15 protein-coding genes are annotated in these 22,266 nt (G+C 70.8%); 6 read left to right on the top strand and 9 right to left on the bottom strand.

Annotated elements, in window-relative coordinates:
* Window positions 1–84 precede the first annotated feature (84 nt).
* The 3 genes from styD to BKK80_RS22960 all read left to right on the top strand — a co-directional run bounded on the left by styD (window position 85) and on the right by BKK80_RS22960 (window position 6,165).
* Window positions 85–1,575, top strand: coding sequence for a phenylacetaldehyde dehydrogenase StyD (gene styD / locus BKK80_RS22970; protein WP_071071444.1), 1,491 nt, complete (start codon window positions 85–87; stop codon window positions 1,573–1,575).
* Window positions 1,576–1,885: 310 nt separating this feature from the next.
* A complete protein-coding gene (locus tag BKK80_RS22965) occupies window positions 1,886–4,057 on the top strand; it encodes a PQQ-dependent dehydrogenase, methanol/ethanol family (protein WP_071039468.1) in 2,172 nt (723 codons plus the stop codon).
* Complete coding sequence (locus tag BKK80_RS22960) at window positions 4,054–6,165, top strand: TonB-dependent receptor family protein (RefSeq protein WP_071071442.1); 2,112 nt, start codon at window positions 4,054–4,056, stop codon at window positions 6,163–6,165. Before BKK80_RS22965 ends, BKK80_RS22960 begins: the two co-directional genes overlap by 4 nt.
* A gap of 63 nt (window positions 6,166–6,228) precedes the next feature.
* Here the strand turns inward: BKK80_RS22960 and BKK80_RS22955 are convergent, their stop codons facing one another.
* Window positions 6,229–7,164, bottom strand: a complete 936-nt coding sequence (locus BKK80_RS22955; protein ID WP_071016783.1) for a DUF535 family protein — start codon at window positions 7,162–7,164, stop codon at window positions 6,229–6,231.
* A 525-nt stretch (window positions 7,165–7,689) separates the two neighbouring features.
* On the opposite strand from BKK80_RS22955, the gene BKK80_RS37230 reads away from it, so the two are divergent.
* Window positions 7,690–9,855 carry an Ig-like domain-containing protein gene (locus tag BKK80_RS37230; RefSeq protein ID WP_071071440.1) on the top strand — a complete coding sequence of 722 codons (2,166 nt, stop codon included), beginning with the start codon at window positions 7,690–7,692 and terminating at the stop codon, window positions 9,853–9,855.
* 160 nt (window positions 9,856–10,015) lie between these two features.
* Here the strand turns inward: BKK80_RS37230 and BKK80_RS22945 are convergent, their stop codons facing one another.
* The 3 genes from BKK80_RS22945 to BKK80_RS22935 form a co-directional block, all read right to left on the bottom strand.
* Complete coding sequence (locus BKK80_RS22945; RefSeq protein ID WP_071071438.1) at window positions 10,016–11,179, bottom strand: MFS transporter; 1,164 nt, start codon at window positions 11,177–11,179, stop codon at window positions 10,016–10,018.
* Between the two features lie 294 nt (window positions 11,180–11,473).
* Complete coding sequence (purT, locus tag BKK80_RS22940) at window positions 11,474–12,679, bottom strand: formate-dependent phosphoribosylglycinamide formyltransferase (RefSeq protein ID WP_071071436.1); 1,206 nt, start codon at window positions 12,677–12,679, stop codon at window positions 11,474–11,476.
* A 199-nt stretch (window positions 12,680–12,878) separates the two neighbouring features.
* Window positions 12,879–13,094 (bottom strand): hypothetical protein, encoded by a 216-nt coding sequence (locus BKK80_RS22935; RefSeq protein WP_071071434.1) that lies wholly within the window; start codon window positions 13,092–13,094, stop codon window positions 12,879–12,881.
* A 272-nt stretch (window positions 13,095–13,366) separates the two neighbouring features.
* Here BKK80_RS22935 and BKK80_RS22930 point away from each other — a divergent pair, with 272 nt between their 5' ends.
* Both BKK80_RS22930 and BKK80_RS22925 read left to right on the top strand, forming a co-directional pair.
* Complete coding sequence (locus BKK80_RS22930; protein ID WP_071016794.1) at window positions 13,367–14,083, top strand: SDR family oxidoreductase; 717 nt, start codon at window positions 13,367–13,369, stop codon at window positions 14,081–14,083.
* A 240-nt stretch (window positions 14,084–14,323) separates the two neighbouring features.
* Window positions 14,324–14,749, top strand: a complete 426-nt coding sequence (locus tag BKK80_RS22925; RefSeq protein WP_071016796.1) for a universal stress protein — start codon at window positions 14,324–14,326, stop codon at window positions 14,747–14,749.
* Window positions 14,750–14,798: 49 nt separating this feature from the next.
* On the opposite strand, the gene BKK80_RS22920 is transcribed toward BKK80_RS22925, so the two are convergent.
* The 5 genes from BKK80_RS22920 to BKK80_RS22900 all read right to left on the bottom strand — a co-directional run bounded on the left by BKK80_RS22920 (window position 14,799) and on the right by BKK80_RS22900 (window position 22,242).
* Window positions 14,799–16,766: an APC family permease gene (locus BKK80_RS22920; RefSeq protein ID WP_071016798.1), complete on the bottom strand. Its 1,968-nt coding sequence runs from the start codon at window positions 16,764–16,766 to the stop codon at window positions 14,799–14,801.
* Window positions 16,767–16,955: 189 nt separating this feature from the next.
* Window positions 16,956–17,513, bottom strand: a complete 558-nt coding sequence (locus BKK80_RS22915) for a DUF746 domain-containing protein (protein ID WP_157903320.1) — start codon at window positions 17,511–17,513, stop codon at window positions 16,956–16,958.
* A gap of 82 nt (window positions 17,514–17,595) precedes the next feature.
* Complete coding sequence (locus BKK80_RS22910; protein WP_071016802.1) at window positions 17,596–17,778, bottom strand: hypothetical protein; 183 nt, start codon at window positions 17,776–17,778, stop codon at window positions 17,596–17,598.
* A gap of 128 nt (window positions 17,779–17,906) precedes the next feature.
* Window positions 17,907–21,071 carry an efflux RND transporter permease subunit gene (locus BKK80_RS22905; RefSeq protein WP_084545713.1) on the bottom strand — a complete coding sequence of 1,055 codons (3,165 nt, stop codon included), beginning with the start codon at window positions 21,069–21,071 and terminating at the stop codon, window positions 17,907–17,909.
* A 1-nt stretch (window position 21,072) separates the two neighbouring features.
* Window positions 21,073–22,242: an efflux RND transporter periplasmic adaptor subunit gene (locus BKK80_RS22900; RefSeq protein WP_071071432.1), complete on the bottom strand. Its 1,170-nt coding sequence runs from the start codon at window positions 22,240–22,242 to the stop codon at window positions 21,073–21,075.
* Window positions 22,243–22,266 lie beyond the last annotated feature (24 nt).

Below are 22,266 nucleotides of genomic sequence, written 5' to 3'. Positions count from 1 at the left end.
ACCGGCAGGCAAGCCAGCGCCGCGAGCGGGTGCTACTTTTGCCGTTCCCGAACAGGCACATGCCGAGAACGACAGGAGACAGAGATGAACGCACCGATGCAGGGACACCAGGGCCTGGAGCGGGCCATCCGCAATGCCATGCTGATCGACGGCGCCTGGTGCCAGGCAGCCAGCGGCGAGACCTTCGCCGTGTTCGACCCCGCCAGCGGCAGCGAGATCGCGCGCGTGCCGGCGGGCGCCCAGGCCGACATCGATGCCGCCGTCGCCGCGGCGCGGCGCGCCTTCGAGGGCGCGGCCTGGCGCGACACGCTGCCGGCCCAGCGCGAGCGCCTGCTGCTCAAGCTGGCCGACCTGGTGGAGCAGCACGGCGAGGAACTCGCGCGCCTGGAGACGCTGAACAACGGCAAGCTGCTGGCCCATTCGCAGGGCATGGAAGTGCCCGGCGCGGTGCAATGGCTGCGCTATATGGCGGGCTGGGCCACCAAGATCGAGGGCAGCACGCTGGAGGTCTCGGTGCCGTTCCCGCCGGGCACCCGCTACAGCGCGATGACGCGGCGCGCGCCGGTCGGCGTGGTGGGCGCCATCGTGCCGTGGAACTTCCCGCTGCTGATGGCGGTGTGGAAGATCGCGCCGGCGCTGGCCTGCGGCTGCACGGTGGTGCTCAAGCCCGCCGAGGAGACGCCGCTGACCGCGCTGCGCCTGGGCGAACTGGCGCTGGAAGCCGGCTTCCCGCCGGGCGTGCTCAATGTGGTGACCGGCGACGGCGTGCCCGGCGCGGCGCTGGTGGCCCACCCCGGCGTGGACAAGATCACCTTCACCGGCTCGACCGAGGTCGGCCGCCTGATCGGCGCGCGCTGCGGCCAGGACATCCGCCGCGTGGCGCTGGAGCTGGGCGGCAAGAGCCCGGTGATCGTGCTCGACGACTGCGATCCGGCCATGGCCATCCAGGGCGCGGCCGGCGCCATCTTCTTCAACCAGGGCCAGGTCTGCACGGCCGGCTCGCGCCTGTATGTGGCGCGCAAGCACTACGAGCAGGTGGTCGAGGGCCTGGGCCGGGTGGCCGACGCCACCGTGCTGGGCTCGGGCTTCGACCCCGCCAGCCAGATGGGCCCGCTGGTGTCGTCGCGCCACCGCGACAAGGTGATGGGCCTGATCGGCGGCGGCCGCGCCGAAGGCGCGGAGATCGTCGCCGGCGGTACCGCGCTGGAGCGCGAAGGCTATTTCGTGCGCCCCACGGTGGTGGCCAACAGCGCATGCAAGGACCTGACGCTGGTGCGCGAGGAAGTGTTCGGCCCGGTCGTGGTGGCCATGCCCTTCGACGATCCCGAGGCAGTGCTGGCCGAGGCCAACCGCAGCGAATACGGCCTCGGCGCCAGCATCTGGAGCAACAACCTGCGCGCGGTGCAGCGCCTGGTGGACGGGCTGCACGCCGGCACGGTGTGGGTCAACACGCACAACGTGGTCGACCCCAACCTGCCGTTCGGCGGCTACAAGGCCTCGGGCGTGGGCCGCGAGCACGGCCGCTCGGCCATCGATGCCTACACCGAGCTCAAGTCGGTCTGCATGGCCTATTGACGATTGACCGGCCGATCTCCGGCCGGTCGCCGGCTGCGCGGCGGCCGGCAGCTTTCCCCGGCGCTCCCCTCGCGGGAGCGCGGCAAACCCGCGGCACCGGGAGGACCGCGGTGCAGTGCCCCGCAGCCTGAGCAGTCCTGAGCAGTCCTGAGCAGTCCTGAGCAGTCCTGAGCAGTCGATCCGCAGCCGCTGCAGCCATGGCGGCGGCAAGCGCCGTGTCCACAACGGGAACGGCAGCAAGAAGCAGCACGGCAACAAGCACAGCAAAAAGCACGGCAAGAAGAACAAAGACCGAACCCCAGGAGACATCATGACCCCAGCATCGCAGCCCGCCGCGCGGCGCCTCGCCCGCGTGGCCGCCATCGTCGCCCCGCTCGCCCTGGCCATCGCCGCGGCCCCGGCCGCCACGGCCCAGGACAAGGCGCCGGGCAAGGCCCAGGGCAAGACCCACGACAAGGCCGCGCGCATCCGCGCCGCCACCGGCGCCGTCGACGGCGCCTTCATCCAGGCCAATGCGGCCAAGACCGGCGACTGGCCCAGCTACGGCCTCGACTACGCGGAAAGCCGCTTCAGCAAGCTCAAGCAGATCGACAGCGGCAATGTGAAGCAGCTCGGCCTGGTGTGGTCCTACAACCTGGAGTCGACACGCGGGGTCGAAGCCACCCCGCTGGTGGTGGACGGCATCATGTATGTCACCGCCTCCTGGAGCGTGGTGCACGCCATCGACACACGCACCGGCCGCCGCCTGTGGAGCTTCGATCCCAAGGTGGACCGCTCGATCGGCTACCGCGGCTGCTGCGACGTGGTCAACCGCGGCGTGGCGATCTACCAAGGCAAGGTCTACGTAGGCGCCTACGACGGCCGCCTGGTCGCGCTGGACGCGGCCACCGGCCGCAAGCTGTGGGAGAAGGACACCATCATCGACCACAAGCACTCCTACACCATCACCGGCGCGCCGCGCGTGGTCAAGGGCAAGGTCATCATCGGCAACGGCGGCGCCGAGTACGGCGTGCGCGGCTACGTGACGGCCTACGACGCCGACACCGGCGAGCAGAAGTGGCGCTGGTTCACGGTGCCGGGCGACCCCGCCAAGCCGTTCGAGGACGAGGCGCTGGAACGCGCCGCCAAGACCTGGGACCCGGCCGGCAAGTGGTGGGAAGCCGGCGGCGGCGGCACGGTGTGGGACACCATGGCCTTCGATCCCGAACTGAACCTGCTCTACATCGGCACCGGCAACGGCTCGCCGTGGTCGCGCAGCCGGCGCAGCCCGGCCGGCGGCGACAACCTCTACCTGGCCTCCGTGGTCGCGCTCGACCCCGACACCGGCAAGTACGTGTGGCACTACCAGGAGACCCCGGGCGACAACTGGGACTACACCTCGACCCAGCCGATGATCCTGGCCGACCTGCAGCTCGACGGCCAGCCGCGCAAGGTCATCCTGCACGCGCCCAAGAACGGCTTCTTCTTCGTCATCGACCGCACCAACGGCAAGTTCATCTCGGCCAGGAACTTCGTCGACGTCAACTGGGCCAGCGGCTACGACAAGGACGGGCGCCCGATCGAGCTGCCGGCCGCGCGCGACGGCGCCAAGCCCTACGATGCCATCCCCGGGCCCTACGGCGCGCACAACTGGCACCCGATGTCGTTCAACCCGCAGACCGGGCTGGTCTACCTGCCGGCCCAGCACGTGCCCATCAACCTGATCGACGACAAGAACTGGACCTTCAACGGCAGCCAGCCCGGCCAGCCGCACGGCAACCTGGGCTGGAACACGGCCAAGTTCCTCAATGCCGAGCCGCCCAAGAGCCAGCCCTTCGGCCGCCTGATCGCCTGGGACCCGGTGCGCCAGAAGGCCGCCTGGACGCAGGACTACGTCTCGCCGTGGAACGGCGGCACGCTGACCACGGCCGGCAACCTGGTGTTCCAGGGCACCGCCGACGGGCGCTTCCTCGCCTACGACGCCACCAGCGGCGAGAAGCTGTGGGAGACGCCCACCGGCACCGGCGTGATCGCCGCGCCGGTGACCTACCTGGTCGACGGCAAGCAGTACGTGTCGATCGCGGTGGGCTGGGGCGGCGTCTACGGCGAGGCGCAGCGCGCCACCGAGCGCAAGGGCCCGGGCACGGTCTACACCTTCGCCGTGGGCGGCAAGGCGCCGCTGCCGGCCTTCGTCGCCTACCAGCAGGGCGCGCTGCTGTCGGGCGTGAAGTACGACCCGGCCAACGTGCAGGCGGGCACCATGCTGTACGTCAGCAACTGCGTGCTGTGCCACGGCGTGCCCGGCGTCGACCGCGGCGGCAACATTCCCAACCTCGGCTACATGCACACGGCCTACATCCAGAACCTGGACAAGTTCATCTTCAAGGGGCCGGCGATGTCGCGCGGCATGCCGGACTTCACCGGCAAGCTGAGCATGGATGACGTGGAGAAGATCAAGGCCTTCATCCAGGCGACGGCCGACGCCGTGCGACCCAAGCCGTGAGGAAGGCGGTACGCGCCGGCCGGCGTCGCCGCTGGCTGGCCGGCGCGCTGCTCGCCACGCCGGCCGCCATGCCCTTCGCCGCGGCCCCGGCCGCGGCCTGGGCCGACGAGGCCACCCTGTCGGACGTGGTGGTCAGCGCCAGCCGCGCCGAGCAGAAGCGCTTCGACGCGCCGGCCGCCATCGACGCGGTGACGCTCGACCCGCTCGCCTCGCCCACGCCGCTGGTCAACCTCTCCGAGGTGCTCGGCGGCGTGCCGGGCCTCAGCGCGCGCGAGCGGCAGAACTACGCGCAGGACCTGCAGCTCGCCGTGCGCGGCTTCGGCAGCCGCTCCACCTTCGGCGTGCGCGGCGTGCGCCTGCTGGTCGACGGCATCCCCGCCACCATGCCGGACGGACAGGGCCAGGCGGCCACCGCCGACCTGGCCAACGCCAGCCGCATCGAGGTGCTGCGCGGCCCCTTCGCCGCGCTGTACGGCAATGCCTCCGGCGGCGTGGTGCAGGTCTTCTCGCCCGATCCGCCCAAGGACAGCGCGACGGCGCGCGCCACCACCGGCATGGGATCGGACGGCCAGTGGATGGCCGGCGTCAGCGCCGCCGGCGGCACCGGCGCGCTCGGCGCCAGCGTCGATGCCTGGACCTTCACCACCGACGGCTACCGCGGGCACAGCGCGGCGCGCCGCCGCCAGCTCAACGCCAAGGTGGTGGCCGAGCCGGCCGCCGGCACGCGCGTGACGGCCCTGCTCAATGTGTTCAGCCAGCCGCTGGCGCAGGATCCGCTGGGGCTCACGCGCGCCCAGGCCGACGCCAACCCGCGCCAGGCCATCGCCCTGGCCGACCAGTTCAACACGCGCAAGCAGATCGAGCAGAATCAGGGCGGCGTGGTGGTCGAGCACCGGCTGGGCGCGCAGGACAGCCTGTCCTTCCGGCTCTACGGCGGCACCCGCCAGCTCACCCAGTACCTCGGCATGAGCGGCGCCGCGCCTAGCTCGGCCGGCGGCATCGTCGACATCGGCCGCAGCTACGGCGGCGGCGCACTGTCCTGGCAGCACGAGACGCGGCTGGCCGGGCTGCCGCTGCAATGGAGCGCCGGCCTGGAGGCCGACGGCATGCGCGACGCACGCACCGGCTACGTGAACCAGAACGGCACGCAGGGTGCGCTGCGGCGCGACGAGACCGACCGTGCCAGCAGCCTGGGCGCCTACGCCCAGTTCGACTGGACCGTGCACCCGTCCTGGCGCCTGGTCGGCGGCCTGCGCGCCAGCCAGGTCCGGCTCTCCATCGACGACCACTACATCACCGCCGCCAGCCCCGACGACAGCGGCAGCGCCACCTACCGCCGGGTCAATCCCGTGCTGGGCGTGGTGTGGCACGCGCTCGACTCGCTCAACCTCTACGCCAACCTCGGCCGCGGGCTGGAAACGCCGACGCTCACCGAGGTCGCCTACGGCCCCGGCGGCAGCGGCGCCAACCTGGGGCTGCAGCCATCCACCAGCCGCCAGGGCGAGCTCGGCCTCAAGTGGCAGCGCGGCACCCAGCGGCTCGAAGCGACGGTGTTCGACGCCGACAGCCATAACGAGATCGTGCCGCTCTCCAGCGACAACGGCCGCACCACCTACCAGAACGTCGACGGAGTGCGGCGGCGCGGGCTGGAACTGGGCTGGAGCGGGCGCTTCGGCCCCGCCGACCGCTTCGGCGCGGCGCTCAGCTATACCTGGCTGGACGCCTTCTTCGGCCAGGCCTTCCGCAACGCCCAGGGCCTGCTGGTGGCGGCCGGCAACCGGCTGCCGGGCACGGCGCGCCAGAGCCTGGCCGCCGAGGCCAGCGTCGAGGCGCTGCCGGGGCTGGTGCTGGGCGCCGGCGTACGCGTGGAAAGCCGCGTCTTCGCCGACGACCTCAACACCCAGGCCGCGCCCGCCTACGCCACCTTCAACCTGCGTGCCGGCTATGCCTTCCGCGCCGCCGGCACGCGCTGGTACGCCTACGGGCGCCTCGACAACCTGGCCGACCGCCGCTACATCGGCTCGGTCATCGTCAACGAGAGCAATGGGCGCTACTTCGAGCCGGCGCCGGGGCGGCGCTTCTTCATCGGGCTGCGCGCGGAGATCTGAGCGCCGGCCCGGGCGGTCGGCGCAGGCCGAGGCCCAGGACCAGGCAGAGAACCAGGTGAAAAACTAGGCAAAGGCCAACGCGGGCGCGGTCGACGCGCCGGTGGCGGGGACGTCCGCCGCCACGCCGGCCGGCACCGCGAGCCAGGCGCGCACCGCCGCCTCGATCGCTTCGCCGCGCGCCTGCTTGCGCCGGTAGGCGGCACGCTTCTTCGACGGCACGGTGGCCAGATCACGGCGCGGCTGCGCCACCGGCACCGAGACATTGCCGCAGGGCAGTCCCTGCCCGCCGGCCTCGGTCCAGAAGCTCTCGTAGTCGGCCTGGATGGCGCGCGGCGTGCGGCGCTGGCGGCCGACATGGTTGCGGCGCGACACCGCCACCACGCGCTCGGCGCCGAGCGCGGCGCCCAGCGCCAGCAGCGCCTCCATCACGGCATCCTTGGGACGCAGCCCGTCGCAGGCGCGCGTCGCCTCGCGGATCGCGTCGCGGCTGTCGGGGCCGGCCGGCCCCTGCAGGCCGCCGACGAACAGCTCGATGCCGTGCTGGCCCTGCGCCAGGTAGAAGCTGAGCTGTGCCAGGCAGGTCCCGCGCGCGAGGTCCATCCAGTAGAAGGCCAGCTCGCCCTCCTTCGGATTGGGGCCGGAGTCGGCCAGGCGCAGCGCGTAGGGCACGTCGGGCAGCGCCCAGCGCAGGCCGCCGTCGAGGTAGATGCGCTCGCTGACGGCCGCCGGCAGCTTGTCGTGCATCAGGCGGTAGTGCTCCAGCAGCACGCGCGCGCGCTCGTCGAAGCCGAGCCCGAAGCGGGCCAGCGGGCGGAACGGCCGCTCCAGCAGCACCGGCCGCGCCGACGCCACGCGCCGCAGCAGGGCGCAGGATGCCGCCGCGCGCAGCCAGGACAGCACCGCCATGGCGCGGAAGGCGGCACGCCCGATCAGCTTGAGCCGCTTGAGCCACCAGCGGCGCACGCCGACCGGATGGCAGGCCGCCGAGACATTGGCCACGGTCCCCAGGTACCGACAATACAAAAGCGGGCCAGCCCAGGACGCCAGTCCCCTGGCGTGCGGCCCGCTGGCGAGCCATGACAGGCTCGACAAAGGTTCTTGCACGATTGAACGCTCCCCTGTTGCCACGGCGGGCGGTGCCGGTTTCCGGTCTGTTCGCCTGCCGCCTTGATGCGACACCTCAGATCCGGCGGCCTCCTCCCGGGCCGCCTGTCGCCGCGCCGCCACACCCCCGTTCAGCACCGGGATTTTTGTAACTGGCGCGGCACTTCTGTAATTGACTGTAACGCAATGAAATATATGGCGTTGACGGCGTGGACAAAAAATTACAAACCAACGCCCGGCCCCTGTTTCGCCCCCCTCCCTTCTTCGGTAGGGGCCGGCCGCCGGATGCGCGTCGCTAAGATGTGCTCGCGGCGGCGCTGGTGCGTCACTCCATGTCTGCCGTACAACACAAAGGACGGGGTTGCGCCGATCTGGCGCAGGCTATCCGAGCCTGAACACAACAAGAACGAAGGGATCTCGATGAAAGCAAACAGGGAGAACCGGCCGCTGGCCGGCAAGGGCCTGCTTTGGCCCGCGCTGGCGGCTGCGGTCGCGGCATTGGTGGCCTGCGGTGGTGGTGATGGCAGCAGCAGCAGCAGCAGCAGCAGCAGCAGCAGCGGCAACAGCAACAGCAACAGCAGCAGCGGAAGCGGCAGCAGTGGCGGGAGCAGCAGCCCGGCACCCAACCAGCCGACCCAGGCCTCGCTGCAAGGCACGGCTGCCACCGGCGCCTTCATGGCCGGGGCCACGGTGACGGTCTTTGACGCCGACGGCAAGCTGGTCGGCACCCAGACCGCCGATGCCAATGGCGGCTACCGCTTCGACCTCGGCGACTTCAAGGCGCCGTTCGCGGTCATCGCCAAGAGCAGCAGCGGCGTCACCCATGTCTCCGTGCTGGCGGCCAGGCCGTCCAACACCACCGCCATCGTCAACACGACACCGCTCACCACCGCCATTGCCGCCCTGCTGACCGGCGGCGACCCGCTCGCCTTGACCCAGCCGGGCGTGCTCCGCAGCAAGGCCGGCAGCGAGCAGGTGCAGAGCGCCATCGCATTGCTGCGCCAGGCGCTGCAGAACGTAGCCACGGAGACCGGCCTGGATCCGGCCCGCTTCGACCCGATCGCTACGCCGCTGACGCGCCAGGGCGAAGGCGCGGACGCAGTCCTCGACTTGGTCAAGGTCTCGCTGACCGGCAACGGCGCCCGCCTGGTCAGCGTCGGCGTGCCGATGGGCACCGACAGTTCCCAGACCCAGCTCACGCTGACCCAGGATGCCCTCGGCAAGCCTGCCGCCGCCCTGCCCAAGCCGACCGTGAAAACCACGGCCGCCGACTTCGAAGCCATCCGCGCCGCGCTGCAAGCCTGCTTCGCCGGCAAGCCCGAGACCCGCCGGAGCGGCAGCACCGTGCTCGGCAGCTGCCAGGCGGCCTTCGCTGCCGACTACAAGAACAGCAGCTACAACCTGTCGGACGACCTCAGCGGCCTGTTCTCCCGCGACGACATGACCGGCGCCCGTTTCGGCACCCCGCAGATCGTCTTCCACGCGACCAATGCCGCCAGCCAGCCGACCGCCCTGCTGCGCCTGCCCTATGTGCGCAACGACAGCGAGAAAAGCACCGGCCACCTGACGCGCCTGGCCACCAACCGCGCCGCCGCCGGTGCCCCGGCCAAATGGGAGCTGACCGGCAACCAGCACGACTACGATGCCTCGGTGGCGCCGCGCATCACCCGCGTCACCGAGCTGAACCCGGCCGCCGGCGTGGTCTCCCGCTACGAGACCGGCCTGCGCGTGTTCTTCAACCCGAACCGGGGCCCCGGCGCCCAGGCCCAGGTCGTGCGCGTGAGCGGCCCCGGCCTGCCGGCCGCCGGCGTGGTGCTGGCGCGCTCGCGCGTGTGCGGCACCAATGGCTACCTGTCGGTGCAGAACACCCGCGGCAGCCTCACCTATGCGGCAGACGATCCGATCTCGCCGAACAAGACCATCCAGACCACCGCCCAGAACACCACCCACGTGGTGCTGGCGGCCAGCCCGCTGCGTGCCGGCGACACGCTCGACTGGAGCCGCCTGGCTACCAGCGCGTCCTACCCGGCCACACCGCTCAGCGACGCGCAGTTCGCCGCGCTGCCGGAATTCGGGCGCTACCGCTTCGAGGTCTGGAACCGCCCCATCGGCGGCGGCTACTACGACGGTGCGCTGGCGGCCGCGCCTGACGTGGTCTTCACCACCATGGCGGGCAGCGGCGTGGTACCGCCCGCGCGCCTGGCGCAGCTGTCGTGGAACGGCATCGCCGCGGCGAGCCTGGGCTTCGTCACCGCCGGCAGCGACAAGACCGGCTTCCAGCCCACCGTCGACGTGGCCTGGAGCAACGATGTCACCGACGAGCCGGTCGACCAGGCCTCCGCCTTCGGTGTCACACCCGCTTCGCCGCTGCCGCAGCGCATGTATGCGCAGGCAAACTACCTGCCGCGCAATGTGAAGACCATCACGCTGAAGCCGGACATGGTGGGCTCGTCCGCGGGCGAAAGCTGCATCGGCGCCGGCTTCGCCGCCTTCAACCAGGCCGGCGACCAGCGCAACCTGGAGATCCGCTCCAGCACCGCGGACGATATCTACAAGTACGTGCGCGTGGTCGGCACGGTGCGCTGAGGCACAGCGAAGCCGCATTCCGGCGCGCGTCATGCGCGCGCCGCTACCGCCCCCGCGGCCCCCGCGGCGGGCGGCCGCAAGCGACAGGGCCGGCATTGCGCCGGCCCTTTTCTTTGTCCGGGGTTGCCGCGGCGCGCCCGCACTGGCGGCGGCTGTTCGCCTACCGCGCCGCGCGCCGCTCGGTGGCGAAATACGCCAGCGCCAGCAGCGGCAGCGCCAGCCCGAAGCGGCTCGCCAGGGTCCAGCCGCCGGTGGCGTAGGCCCAGGCACCGAGCGCCGAGCCGGCCGCGCCGCCGACGAAGAACAGAGCCATGAAGAGGCCGTTGAGGCGGCTGCGGTGCTCGGCGCTGAGCGCGAAGATGGCGCGCTGGCCGACCACCAGGTTGGCGGCCACGCCGAAGTCGAGCACGATGGCCGCCGCCGTCAGCACACCCAGCGCCAGCAGCGGGCCGCTCGGGCCGCTCGGGCCGATATCGCCGCAGGCAAAGGCGCCGGCGGCCAGCACCATGGCCAGCGCGGTCATCTGCCGGCTGCGCCCGCGGTCGGCCAGGCGGCCGCCGATCGGCGCGGCGATGGCGCCCGCCACCCCGGCCAGCGCGAACAGCGCGATGCCGCGCTGCGACAGGCCGAAGGCCGGGCTGGCCAGCCACAGCGGCACCGTGGTCCAGAACAGGCTGAAGGCACCGAACATGCAGGCCTGGTAGGCGGCGCGCCGGCGCAGCACGGGCTGCGTGGCCAGCAGGGTCGCCATCGAGCGCAGCAGGTCGCCGTAGCGCACCGTCGGCGACGGCTGGCGGCGCGGCAGCAGGCGCCGCAGCACCACCGCCAGCACGGCCATGCCGAACGCCGAGGCGGCGAAGATGGCGTGCCAGCCCCAGCGATCGGCCACCAGGCTGGCGACCGGGCGCGCCAGCATGATGCCCAGCATCAGCCCGCTCATCACGTTGCCGACCACGCGGCCGCGCGAGGCTGCCGGCGCCAGGTGGGCGGCGAAGGGCACCAGTACCTGCGCCGCCACCGAGCACAGGCCGATGGCGCCGGCGGCCACCAGGAAAGGCGCGGTATGGATGGCGACGGCGGCCAGCGCCAGGGCCAGCGCGCTGGCGCCCAGCAGCGACACGATCAGCAGGCGGTTCTCGACGATGTCGCCCAGCGGCACGATCAGCAGCAGGCCCAGGCCGTAGCCGAGCTGGATCAGCGTGACGATCAGGCCGGCCGCCTGCGGCGTCAGGCCGAGCGCCTGGCCGATCGGCCCGATCAGGGGCTGGGCGTAGTAGAGATTGGCGACCACCAGGCCGCAGGCGGCGGCCAGCAGCGGTGTCATCCAGGCGGCGCCGCCGACCGGACCCGCGTGCGCACCAGCGGCGGCTGGGGTGGAAGACAAGGCGCTCTGGCAGGTCTGGCTGGCCTGGTTGGCCTGGCTGGTGCGGCAGGAGGAGGGGCTGGGCGAGGTCATGGCGGTCCGGCACGGGAGGGCGTCGCAGACAGCAGGCGCGTGCCCCGGCGGCATCCTTGTGGCAATGCAGCAAAGCACTGCATGATGCCTCAACTGCACCAAGCCTGCAGACGCGGGCGCGGCGCCCCGCCCCTCGTCAGGACCTCGTGATGCGGCGCTGCATCAGCCGGCCGCGCGCACCTTGACCTTGGCGGCCGCCTCCTTGGCGCGCTCGCGGGCGGTGTCGACGTCGGCGGCGTGCGCCAGGGCCACACCCATGCGCCGCTTGACGAAGCTCTCCGGCTTGCCGAACAGGCGCAGGTCGGTCTGCGGCACGCGCAGCGCTTCGTCGACGCCCTCGAAGACCACGGCCTTGGCGTCCACGCCACCGTAGATCACCGCGCTGGCGCCCGGGCTCTTGAGCGCGGTGCTGACCGGCAGGCCGAGGATGGCGCGCGCGTGCAGCTCGAACTCGTTCTGCCACTGCGTGATCATGGTCACCATGCCGGTGTCGTGCGGACGCGGGCTGACCTCGCTGAACCAGACCTGCTCACCCTTGACGAACAGCTCCACGCCGAAGATGCCCTGCCCGCCCAGGTCAGCGGTCACGGCGGCGGCGATCTGCTGCGCCTTCTGCAGCGCCGCCGGATGCATCGGGTGGGGCTGCCAGCTCTCGACGTAGTCGCCGCTGACCTGTACGTGGCCGATCGGCTCGCAGAACTGCGTCTCGACCTCGCCGCCGGCGCCGCGCGCGCGCACCGTCAGCAGCGTGATCTCGTAGTCGAAGTCGATGAAGCCTTCGACAATGATGCGGCCGTGGCTGACGCGACCGCCGGCCATGGCGTAGTCCCAGGCGGCGCGCACGCCGTCGGGGCCGTCGATCTTGCTCTGGCCCTTGCCCGAGCTGCTCATCACCGGCTTGACCACGCAGGGATAGCCGATGCCGCCGTCGATGGCGGCCTGCAGCTCTTCCAGCGAATCGCAGAAGCGGTAGGGGCTGGTGGGCAGGCCCAGGGTCTCGGCGGCGAGGCGGCGGATGCCCTCGCGGTCCATGGTCAGGCGCGCGGCGCGCGCGGTCGGCACCACCCGCGCCACGCCGGCCGCTTCCAGCGCTTCCAGCGCGGGCGTGGCGATGGCCTCGATCTCCGGCACCACCAGGTCGGGCTTCTCCGCCTCGATCAGCGCCTTGAGCTGGTCGGCGTCGCTCATGGCGATGGTGCGCGCATGGTGGGCCACCTGCTGCCCCGGCGCGTCGGCATAGCGGTCGACCGCGATGGTCTCGACGCCGAGGCGCTGCAGGGCGATCAGCACTTCCTTGCCGAGTTCGCCCGAGCCGAGCAGCATCACTTTGGTCGCGCAGGGAGAGAGGGGGGTTCCGATGTGGCTCATATCAGGTCTGTCTGCTCAGTCAGGTCGCCCGGGCCGGAGGATCCGCGCCGGGTAAAAGCGCGATTGTAAATCCTGCGCCGCCCGGCGGCGGCGTGCGATGGCCTGTCCGCGCATGCGCTCGGGCCCGATACCCGTTGCGGAAGCGGTGCCCGGAGTCCTGGCGCCCGGAGTCTTCGATCCGTTGCGCAAGCCATTCCAACTAGAACCTGCAGGTCCGCCCGCCGAAGCTCCAGCGGTCCGGCAGGTCGGCCGCGGGCGCCTGCAGCAGCATGGCCTGGCCGCAGCGGCGGCAGCGGTAGGTGTAGACCTTCTGGCCCGCCTCGTCGCGCAGCACCGGGCCGGGCACGAGGTCGCGGTGCGGCGGGAAGTGCCCTGGCCGGCCCGCCTGTTCATGGCATCGCTCGCATGGTGGCATCTGCTGTCTCCTTGCCGGCCCCGCGTCCCTCGTGCCGCACGGCGGCCGCCGGCAGTGATATGCGGCACCGCAACATTGATTATAGAAAAACTCTGAGAACCCGCTTCAGACAATGGCATGTCGTGTGATGCATTGCGCAATTCCAAGACCCTGGCGCGCCGCATCCGGCATCTGTTCGCCGCGTCGGCAGCAGGGAGCGGACGACAGCGGTAGCATGCGCGGTGACCCACACTGCCCGCCGCCGGCGGGCCCGACACGGAGGAGAACACGGCATGAAGCAGGAAGCGGTACTGGTGACAGGCGCCTCGAAGGGCATCGGCCTGGCGATCGCGCAACGGCTGGCGGCAAGCGGCCGGCATGTGGTCGGGCTGGCGCGCGGCGCGGCGGAGGCGGATTTCCCGGGCACGCTGCTGCCCTGCGACTTGTCGCGCGTCGACGAGACCGACGCGGTGCTGGCACAGGTAAGCGCCCGCTTCGACATCGTGGGACTGGTCAACAACGTCGGCCTGGTGGCGCCGCAGCCGCTCGGCGGCATCGACCTGTCCGCGCTGCAGACGGTGTTCGACCTCAATGTGCGCGTCGCGGTGCAGGTCACGCAGGCCTTCGTCGAGGCGATGCGCCAGCGCGGCCATGGCCGCATCGTCAACATCTGCAGCCGCGCCATCCTCGGCGCGCGCGACCGCACCGCCTACTCGGCCGCCAAGAGCGCGCTGGTCGGCTGCACCCGCACCTGGGCGCTGGAACTGGCGCCGCACGGCATCACCGTCAACGCCGTCTCGCCCGGACCGGTCGAGACGGAACTGTTCCGCCGCTCGCGCCCGGTCGGCAGCGAGGCGGAACGGCGGGTGCTGGCCGGCATCCCGATGGGCCGCATGGGCCAGCCGGATGAAGTAGCGGCGGCGGTGTGCTTCCTGCTGTCTGCCGATGCCGGCTTCATCACCGGGCAGGTGCTCGGCGTCGACGGCGGCGGCGGCCTGGCAGGGCGCTGAGCGCTGAGCACCAGGCCAGCCCGACCGGCCCGTGGCGGTCCACCCCCGGTGCCGCCGGCAGCCGTCCCCGTCCGGTACCGCATGGCCCCGACCGCAAGGCCGCGCCCGCCACTCTTTACACAATCTTTGCACCGCCGGGGATTAGATAGAGGTGTGGCGGGACGGCACGCCAGCCCCCGCCCCCCTCAAGAGGCTAGAGGCAAGAGGCAAGACAAGCGCAGGCAAACGGGAGAGAAAGCCATGCTCAAGGTACTGGTACCGGTCAACGGCTCGAAGCATGCCCTGGACGCCGTGCGGCACGCGGCCTTCATGTACCGGGACAAGTGCGTGTCCGATATCGTCCTGCTGAATGTGCAGGAGCCGCTGGAAGCGGGCCGCGCCGCGGCCTTCCACCGCCTCGACGCCCTGCGCCGGCTCGAGGCGCGCGATGGCGAGGCCGCCCTGCAGGAGGCCCGCCGCATCCTGGAAGACGCCGGCACCCCCTATGTCGCCCAGGTCAAGGTGGGCGACATCGCCCGCACCATCGCCGACACCGCCGCCGCCAACGATTGCGACGCCATCGTGATGGGCACCGCCGCGCGCTCGCCGATGGGCGCCCTCTTCGCCGGCCACCTCTCCAACCGGCTGCTGCGCCTGTCGCGCGTGCCGGTGACACTGGTCAGGTAGGCCGGGCGGCTGCGCGCCCCGCCCGCCGTGCCGCGCGCCATCGCCCCTCTCACTGCACGTTCATCGGCAGCAGCACCATCTGCTTGCCCTGCAGGTGCAGCCGCTCCTGCAGTTCCACCGGGGTCTGGTTGTGCAGCCAGGCGGTGAGGAAGTTCACGCGGCGGAAGATCAGCTTGCTGGCGAAGCAGACGCTGTTGGGGTACTGGGCGGTCACGGCGTCGACCAGGCCGATGAACTCGCGCACCGGATTGGTCCCGTAGGCCGCGCGCGCTTCCGCCGCGAGCCCGTGGCGCTGGCTGCAGGCCACGTAGTAGCGCAGCGATTCTCCCACGGCCTGCTGCAGCCGCTGCAGCGTCTCCTGGCCTTCATAGCTCTGCGCGTCGACCTCGCCCACGGCCAGGAAGACCACGTTCTTGAAGTGCCCGGGGAACAGGCGCTGCACCCATAGCAGCGCATGCATGCTGGCGCCCCGGTGCTTGCCCACCAGCAGCACCGCGGTCGGCGCGGCCGGGTCCAGCGGCCGCACGCGCTCGGCATCGACCAGCGGCGCGCTGCCGGCGAAGAGCGCATCGGCGCGCGCCAGCTCGGCGCGGGTGGTGGTGTAGTGGCGCTTCACGCCCAGGCACAGCGCGATCACCAGCCCGGTCACCAGCACCGTCAGCCAGCCGCCGGCGCCGAACTTCTCCACCAGCGTGATGACCAGCACCGAGGCGGTCACCGAAAAGCCCAGCAGCGACAGCGCGAAGCGCACCAGCCAGCGCGGCTGCGTGCGATGGCGCCACCAGTACACGCACAGGCCGAACAGCGACATGCTGAAGGTCAGGAAGACGTTGATGCTGTAGAGCACCACCAGCACCGACACCTCGCCGCGCGTCCACAGCAGGATCAGCAGGCTGGCGACGCCCATCACCACTACGCCGTTCTGGCGCACCAGGCGCGCGGACAGGTCGCGGAAATGGCGCGGCACCCAGTAATCGCCCGCCATATTGGAAAGCACCGCGGGCCCGTCGAGGAAGCCGGTCTGCGCGCCCACCAGCAGCAGCCCCGCCTCCGAAGCCAGCACCAGCGCCAGCAGGCCGTGCGCGAGCGCATCCGAGCCCAGCCCGAGATTGCCGATCACGCTGCGGAAGACCACCGCGTTGAGGGTCTGCCCTTCCTGCGGCGCGGCATGCCACAGCATGTACAGCAGGATGATGCCGCCGGCGGTGAAGGCCAGCGAGCTGGCCATGTAGAACATGGTCCATTTGCCGTTGGCCACGCGCGGCTCGGCCAGCATGTTGACATTGTTCGAGACCGCTTCCAGGCCGGTATAGGTGCCGCCCCCGAGCGAGAAGGCGCGCATCAGCAACGCCGCCACCACCATGGTGCCCATGGTCTGCGACAGGTGCGAGGCCTCGCCCACCGCATCCGGCACCACGGCGGCCAGGCGCTGCCCGTGCGCGGCGACGCCGTAGACGATCAGGCCCAGGTGCAGCACGACGAAGGCGAGGAAGATCGGCATCAGGACCAGGATCGATTCCTTCATGCCGCGGAAGTTCAGGCCGGTCATCAGCACCACGATCAGCAGCTCGGTGGCCAGCTTGAAACCCTGCGCCCCGACCGGCAGCAGGCTGAAGAAGGCGTCGACGCCGCTGGCCAGCGAGGTGCTGACCGTCAGCACGTAGTCGACCAGCAGGGCCGCGCCCGAGACCAGGCCGGGCACCGGCCCCAGCAGCGCGGTCGAGACCCGGTAACCACCCCCGCCGCTGGGGAACAGTTCGATGACCTGGTTGTAGCCGACGGCGATGATGAAGACCGTGGTGGCGGTGGCCACCGCCAGGAACAGCGCCAGCGGCGTATGCGCGCCCAGCGCCAGGAAGGCTTCCTCGGGACCGTAGCAGGAAGAGGACAGGCCGTCGGCACCGAGTCCCACCCACGCCAGCAGCGGCACCACGGCGATCGCGTGCCGCGTGCCCGGGGCGAGCGGATCGAGCGGCTGGCCGGCCAGGAGGTTCCACCACTTCGATTGGCGCGCCATGGTCTCCTCCCGTCCCCGTCTGCCGCGCGGCAGATGCCGGCGCGCGGGATGCCGGGCCGCAGGCACGTCCACGCCGAAGGCCGGGGACGTGGCCCGGATGCAACCAATCTAGGCGAGGGACAGGCGGCACGCAACGCCGCCGCGTGCGCCAGGCAGACCTGGCGCGCCAGGTGTCAGGCGCAAGACAACTCAGGCATGCTTCGCCTGTTCGCACAGGGGACAGATGCGCTGCAGCCCCCCGTCCTGCAAGGCGCCGGCAGTCTCCGCGGCCGGCGGCTCGCAGCGGCAGCCGGCCACGGCCGGGACCGTGGCCGGCACAAAGCGGTAGTGCACGCCCAGTTGCACGCGCCGCTCCCAGGTGCCGGAGGGGTCGAGTTCCAGCAGCCAGAGCCGCGTCTGCAGCGACCAGTGCAGCACGGTCTCGCTGCTCACGCCGAGCTGGCGAGCAGCGTCGGCGACCGACCAGTGGTGCGAGGCGATGCCGAAGAAGGCGCGCAGCTTGTCCTGCGGACGCAGCCGCGCCATCGGCGTGCCGGTCAGCCGGTTGAAGCGGCGCCGGCAGGCGTGGCACAGGAACTGCGGCAAGCCCGAGCTGTCGTGGCCGCACGGGCTCGCGTCCTGCGTGCCGCAGCGCGGGCAGGACGGCGGCTGCCGGCTGTCCGAGCGCAGGCGGCGCCAGGCCGCCTCGAGAAAGCCGGCCAGCGCCTGGTCGGCCGCCTCGTCGGCGACGCTGGGGCGCCAGTGCATCAGCGCCGTGGCGCCGTCATCCGCCGCCGTCCTGCCCGTGCCGCGCTCTTTGCTGCGTGCTCCGCCGCGTGCTCCGCTACGCTCAGCGGCGCGCATTGCCCGGCAGCACGGAGTTCCGGTTATCCGATTTGGCCGGCTTGGCCGGCTTCTGCGCACCGCCGCCGGCGGACCTGGCCGAGGCCCCCGCCAGCGCCGGGGCCAACGCGAGACAGCAGGCCATCATGGCCACGGCCAGGCGTCCCGGCGTCGTCTTGGTTCCGTTCATCTTCCTTCTCCCTGCGGGCCCGCGCGCCGGGTGGGGCGCGCGGGCAAGATCGTCAAGCCGATGGTGGCCCCGGCGGAGCGGCTGCGCAAGTGCCGGCAGGTGCCGGCAAGCCTCCGGCACCGCCGCCATCAGGCGCTCGCGGCCCCCGCCAGCGCGCCAGGCTCGGCGCCAGCATAGTCGCCACCATGATTGCCGTTGTTGCCGCCGTTGCCCCCACCGTTGCCCCCACCGTTGCCACCACCATTGCGGCGGCGGTTGACCCAGGCGAACACCACCGGCAGCACCAGCAGCGTCAGCAGCGTGGTGGTCACCATGCCGCCCACGATCACCAGCGCCAGCGGCCGCTGCGCCTCCGAACCGATGCCGTGCGACAGCGCCGCCGGCAGCAGGCCCAGGCCGGCCAGCATGGCCGTCATCACCACCGGGCGCAGCCGCAGCGAGGCACCCTCCACCACCGCTTCATGCAGGTCGTCCGCGCCGGACTGCGACAGGCGGTTGATGTAGGAGATCAGGATCACCCCGTCCTGGATGGCGATGCCGAACAGCGACAGGAAGCCGATGCCCGCGGAGATGCTCAGCGTCTCGCCGGCGATATGCAGCGACAGCAGGCCGCCGATGGCCGCGAACGGCACGTTCAGCACCACCATCAGCGCGTCCTTGAAGTTGCCGAAGGTGCTGTACAGCAGCAGGAAGATCACCAGGATGGTCACCGGCACGATCACCGCCAGCTTGCCCTGGGCGATCTTCATCTGGTTGAACTGGCCGTCCCAGAAGATGGTGTAGCCGGCCGGCAGCGCCACGGCGCGCTTGACCTCGGCCTGCGCTTCGGCCACCGCGCTGCCGAGATCGCGCTCGCGCACGCTGAACTTGATGGCGATATAGCGCTTGCCGGATTCGCGGTAGATGAAGAAGGGACCGTCGGTGGCCTCCACCTTGGCCACCATCGACAGCGGGATGCGCTGCCCGTCGGGCGTGTCCACCAGCAGGCGGTTGATCACGTCCGGGCTGCTGCGCGCGCTGTCGTTCAGGCGCACGGTCAGGCCGAAGGTCTTCTCGCCGTCGAGGATCTGCGTGACCGGGTCGCCGCCGATGGCGTACTGCACCACGGTCTGCAGGTCGTCGACGCTGAGGCCGAAGCGCGCCATCTTCTCGCGGTCCACCGAGATGTTCAGCGTGGGCTGGCCCAGTTCCTTGAAGATGCCCACATCGGCCAGGCCCGGCACCTTCTTCAGCACCGCCTCCACCTCCTTGGCCTTGTCCTGCAGGGCAAGCAGGTCGGAGCCGAAGATCTTGACCGAGTTCTCGCCCTTGACCCCGGACAGCGCCTCGTTGACGTTGTCCTGGATGTACTGCGAGAAGTTGTACTCGATGCCCGGCACGCGGTCCAGCCGCGCGCTCAGGCGCTCCACCACCTGCTGCTTGGTCGTGCCCTTGGGCCAGGCGTCGCGCGGCTTGAAGTAGAGCGCGTATTCCTGGTTGTAGACACCGCCCGAATCGGTACCGTCATCGGGACGGCCGATCTGCACCGCCACGGTGGCGACTTCGGGCTGCTCGCGGAAATAGGCGCGCAGCTCCTTGGCGACGCCGGCCGAGTAGTCGAGGTCGGTGGTCACCGGCAGCGTCACGCGCAGCCACAGGTTGTTCTCTTCCAGCGTGGGCAGGAACTCGGTGCCCAGGTAGCGCGAGCTGTACAGGGTGGCGCCCAGGCCGAGCGCGGCGGCCAGGAAGACCATGCCGGGGCGCTTGAGCAGGCCGCGCAGCAGCGGCTTGTAGCCGCGCAGGATCCAGGCGATGAAACGCGGCGAATGCGGCCGCAGCGAACCGCTGAAGACGAAGGAGGTCACCGCCGGCACGAAGGTCAGCGCCAGCACGATCGAGGCCAGCAGCGCGAAGCCCATGGTGAAGGCCATCGGCTTGAAGATGATGCCCTCCACCCCGCCCATGAAGAACAGCGGCGAGTAGGCCACGATGATGATGCCGGTGGAGAAGATCATGGCCCGCTGCACTTCGCCGGTGGCCTTGACGATGGCGTCCTGCGGCTTGGCCTTGCCCTCCTCCAGGTGGCGCATGATGTTTTCCATCACGATCACCGCTGCGTCCACGATCAGGCCGAAGTCGATGGCGCCCAGCGAGATCAGGTTGGCCGGCACCTTGAAGTGATCCATGTTGATGAAGGACACGCACAGCGCCAGCGGAATCACCGCCGCCACCACCGCGGCCGCGCGGAAGCTGCCGAGGAAGATGAACAGCACCACCAGCACCAGCGAGATGCCGACGAACAGCGCATGCTCCACCGTGCCCATGGTGAGGTCGAGCAGGTTCTGCCGGTCGTAGAAGGTCTTGACCTTGACGTCGGGCGGCAGCACGTTGCGGTTGATCTCGTCGATCTTGTCGCGCACGCGCGCCAGCACCTCGGTGGCATTCTCGCCGCGCTTCATCAGCACGATGCCCTGCACGATGTCGTCATGCTGGTCGAACTGCACCATGCCCAGGCGCTGCGCATGGCCCTCGCGCACCTCGGCGATGTCGCGCACCCGCACCGGCACGCCGTTGGTCGCCGCCACGGTGACGTTGCGGATATCCTCCAGCGTCTGCAGCAGGCCCACGCCGCGCACCACGAACTGCTGCTCGCCGGCCTTCATCAGCCCGCCGCCGGTGTTGGCGTTGGCATTGGTCACCGCGTCGATGACCTGCTTGAGCGTGAGGCCGTAGGCCTGCATCTTCTCCGGCGTCGGCACGATCTGGTACTGCTTGACCATACCGCCGAAGGCCGTGATGTCGGCCACGCCGGGAACGTGCTTGATCTCCTTGTAGACGCTGTAGTCCTGCAGCGTCTTCAGCGTGGTGACGTCCACGCCGTTGCCTTCGATGCGGTAGCGCAGGATCTCGCCGGTGGCGTCGCCGTCCGGAGAGAGATCCGACTGCACGCCCTGCGGCAGGTTGGCCTGCGACAGGTAGGTGACGAAGTTCTGGCGCGCCTTGAAGCTGTCGACGCCCTCCTTGAACTTCACCGTCACCACCGACAGCCCGAACAGCGACACCGAGCGGAAGGACTGCACGTCCGGCACGCTGGCCAGCGCGTTCTCCACCGGGATGGTGATCTGCTGCTCCACCTCCACCGTGCTGCGGCCCGGCCATTGGGTGATGGCCTGCACCGTCACCGGCGCCACGCCGGGATAGGCCTGCAGCGGCAGCCGCAGGAAACTCAGGACCCCGGCCACCAGCAGGGCGACGGCCAGGAAGACGATCATCAGGCGCCGCTTGATGATGGCTTGAATCGGCGAGAAGGCCATCTCAGGACTCCTGCTTGAGCAGCATCTCGTTGAGCAGCATGCCCCCTTGCGTGAACACCTTGAGCGGCTGCGCCAGCGGCACGCCGTCGGTCACGGCGAACATGCCGTCGCCGTGCGGCATGCCCTGCACCACCTGCCGGCGCACATGCTGCGCGTCCGGCTGCGTCAGCAGCACCAGCTTGCCCTGGTCCTTGACGATGGCCGACTGCGGCACCACCAGCGCCTGCCGGCTGCCGGTCACGATGCGCGCGGTGGCGTACATCTCCGGCTTGAGCAGCCCGTCCGGGTTGGGCACGTCGCAGCGCACCTGCAGCGTATGCGTGTCGGCATCGACGTTCGGCGCGATGAAGCTCACCCGGCCGGTGTAGCGCCGCCCCGGGTAGGCCGCCGTCTCGATCTCGATGGCCTGGCCCAGCTTGACGTTGCGGATATCGTGCTCGTACAGGTTGCCGGTGAACCAGACCGAGCTGGTGTCGATCACGCTCATCAGCGCGTCGCCCACGTTCAGGTAGGAACCCTGGTCCATCTCACGCTTGACGATGGTGCCGCTGATCGGCGCCCGGATCGTCAGCGTCTCGCTGACCGTGCCGCGCTCGCGGATGCGCGCGATGTCCTCGCTGCTCGCGCCCAGCACGCGCAGCTTGTTCTCGGCCGACTGCATGGTCTGGCGCGCATCGTCCAGCAGCTCCTTCAGGTCGCTGCTCGACAAGGTGTGGTAGGCATTGTGCGACAGCAGGAACTCGTTCTGCGCCGCGATGTACTCGGGCGAGTACAGCTCGGCCAGCGGCTGGCCGGCGCGCACCTTGGCGCCCTCGTACACCAGGATGCGTTCCACCCGGCCCGCCACCCGCGCCGAGGCCAGCTTGGCCTGCTGCACGTTGTAGGCCAGCCGGCCCGGCGTCGGCATGTCCACCCGCACCGGCTGCGCGCTGAAGGTCGCGCTCTGCACGATCTTCGGGTCGAAGCCGCCTTCGGGCAGCGCCAGCGTGGTGGGGATGGCGCGCGCGCGCGGCTGCGCGGCCTGTCCGGCCGCCGCGTCGGCCAGCGCCGTCGGCTTGCCGGCAGCGCCCGGCACCTGTCCGGCATTGCGCTGCGCCCAGAAATTGCCGCCCACGGCGCCGCATGCCAGCGCCACCACCAGGCCGGCGCCCATCATCAGGTTCTTGTTCATCCGCTCAGATCCCGCTAATCCTGC

The organism is Cupriavidus malaysiensis, assembly GCF_001854325.1.
In the GTDB taxonomy this organism is placed as follows: Bacteria; Pseudomonadota; Gammaproteobacteria; order Burkholderiales; family Burkholderiaceae; genus Cupriavidus; species Cupriavidus malaysiensis.
Note: the sequence above shows the minus strand (reverse complement) of the source record. Positions and strands in the feature narration are given on the sequence as shown.

Bases quoted from the DNA above. Each gene is read 5' to 3' on its own strand.
- BKK80_RS22905 (WP_084545713.1), bottom strand. From the start codon at position 21,071: ATGGCCTTCTCGCCGATTCAAGCCATCATCAAGCGGCGCCTGATGATC.
- BKK80_RS22965 (WP_071039468.1), top strand. From the start codon at position 1,886: ATGACCCCAGCATCGCAGCCCGCCGCGCGGCGCCTCGCCCGCGTGGCC.
- styD (WP_071071444.1), top strand. From the start codon at position 85: ATGAACGCACCGATGCAGGGACACCAGGGCCTGGAGCGGGCCATCCGC.
- BKK80_RS22910 (WP_071016802.1), bottom strand. From the start codon at position 17,778: ATGAACGGAACCAAGACGACGCCGGGACGCCTGGCCGTGGCCATGATG.
- BKK80_RS22945 (WP_071071438.1), bottom strand. From the start codon at position 11,179: ATGACACCGCTGCTGGCCGCCGCCTGCGGCCTGGTGGTCGCCAATCTC.
- BKK80_RS22900 (WP_071071432.1), bottom strand. From the start codon at position 22,242: ATGAACAAGAACCTGATGATGGGCGCCGGCCTGGTGGTGGCGCTGGCA.
- BKK80_RS22915 (WP_157903320.1), bottom strand. From the start codon at position 17,513: ATGCACTGGCGCCCCAGCGTCGCCGACGAGGCGGCCGACCAGGCGCTG.
- BKK80_RS22930 (WP_071016794.1), top strand. From the start codon at position 13,367: ATGAAGCAGGAAGCGGTACTGGTGACAGGCGCCTCGAAGGGCATCGGC.
- BKK80_RS22920 (WP_071016798.1), bottom strand. From the start codon at position 16,766: ATGGCGCGCCAATCGAAGTGGTGGAACCTCCTGGCCGGCCAGCCGCTC.
- BKK80_RS22935 (WP_071071434.1), bottom strand. From the start codon at position 13,094: ATGCCACCATGCGAGCGATGCCATGAACAGGCGGGCCGGCCAGGGCAC.
- BKK80_RS37230 (WP_071071440.1), top strand. From the start codon at position 7,690: ATGAAAGCAAACAGGGAGAACCGGCCGCTGGCCGGCAAGGGCCTGCTT.
- BKK80_RS22925 (WP_071016796.1), top strand. From the start codon at position 14,324: ATGCTCAAGGTACTGGTACCGGTCAACGGCTCGAAGCATGCCCTGGAC.
- purT (WP_071071436.1), bottom strand. From the start codon at position 12,679: ATGAGCCACATCGGAACCCCCCTCTCTCCCTGCGCGACCAAAGTGATG.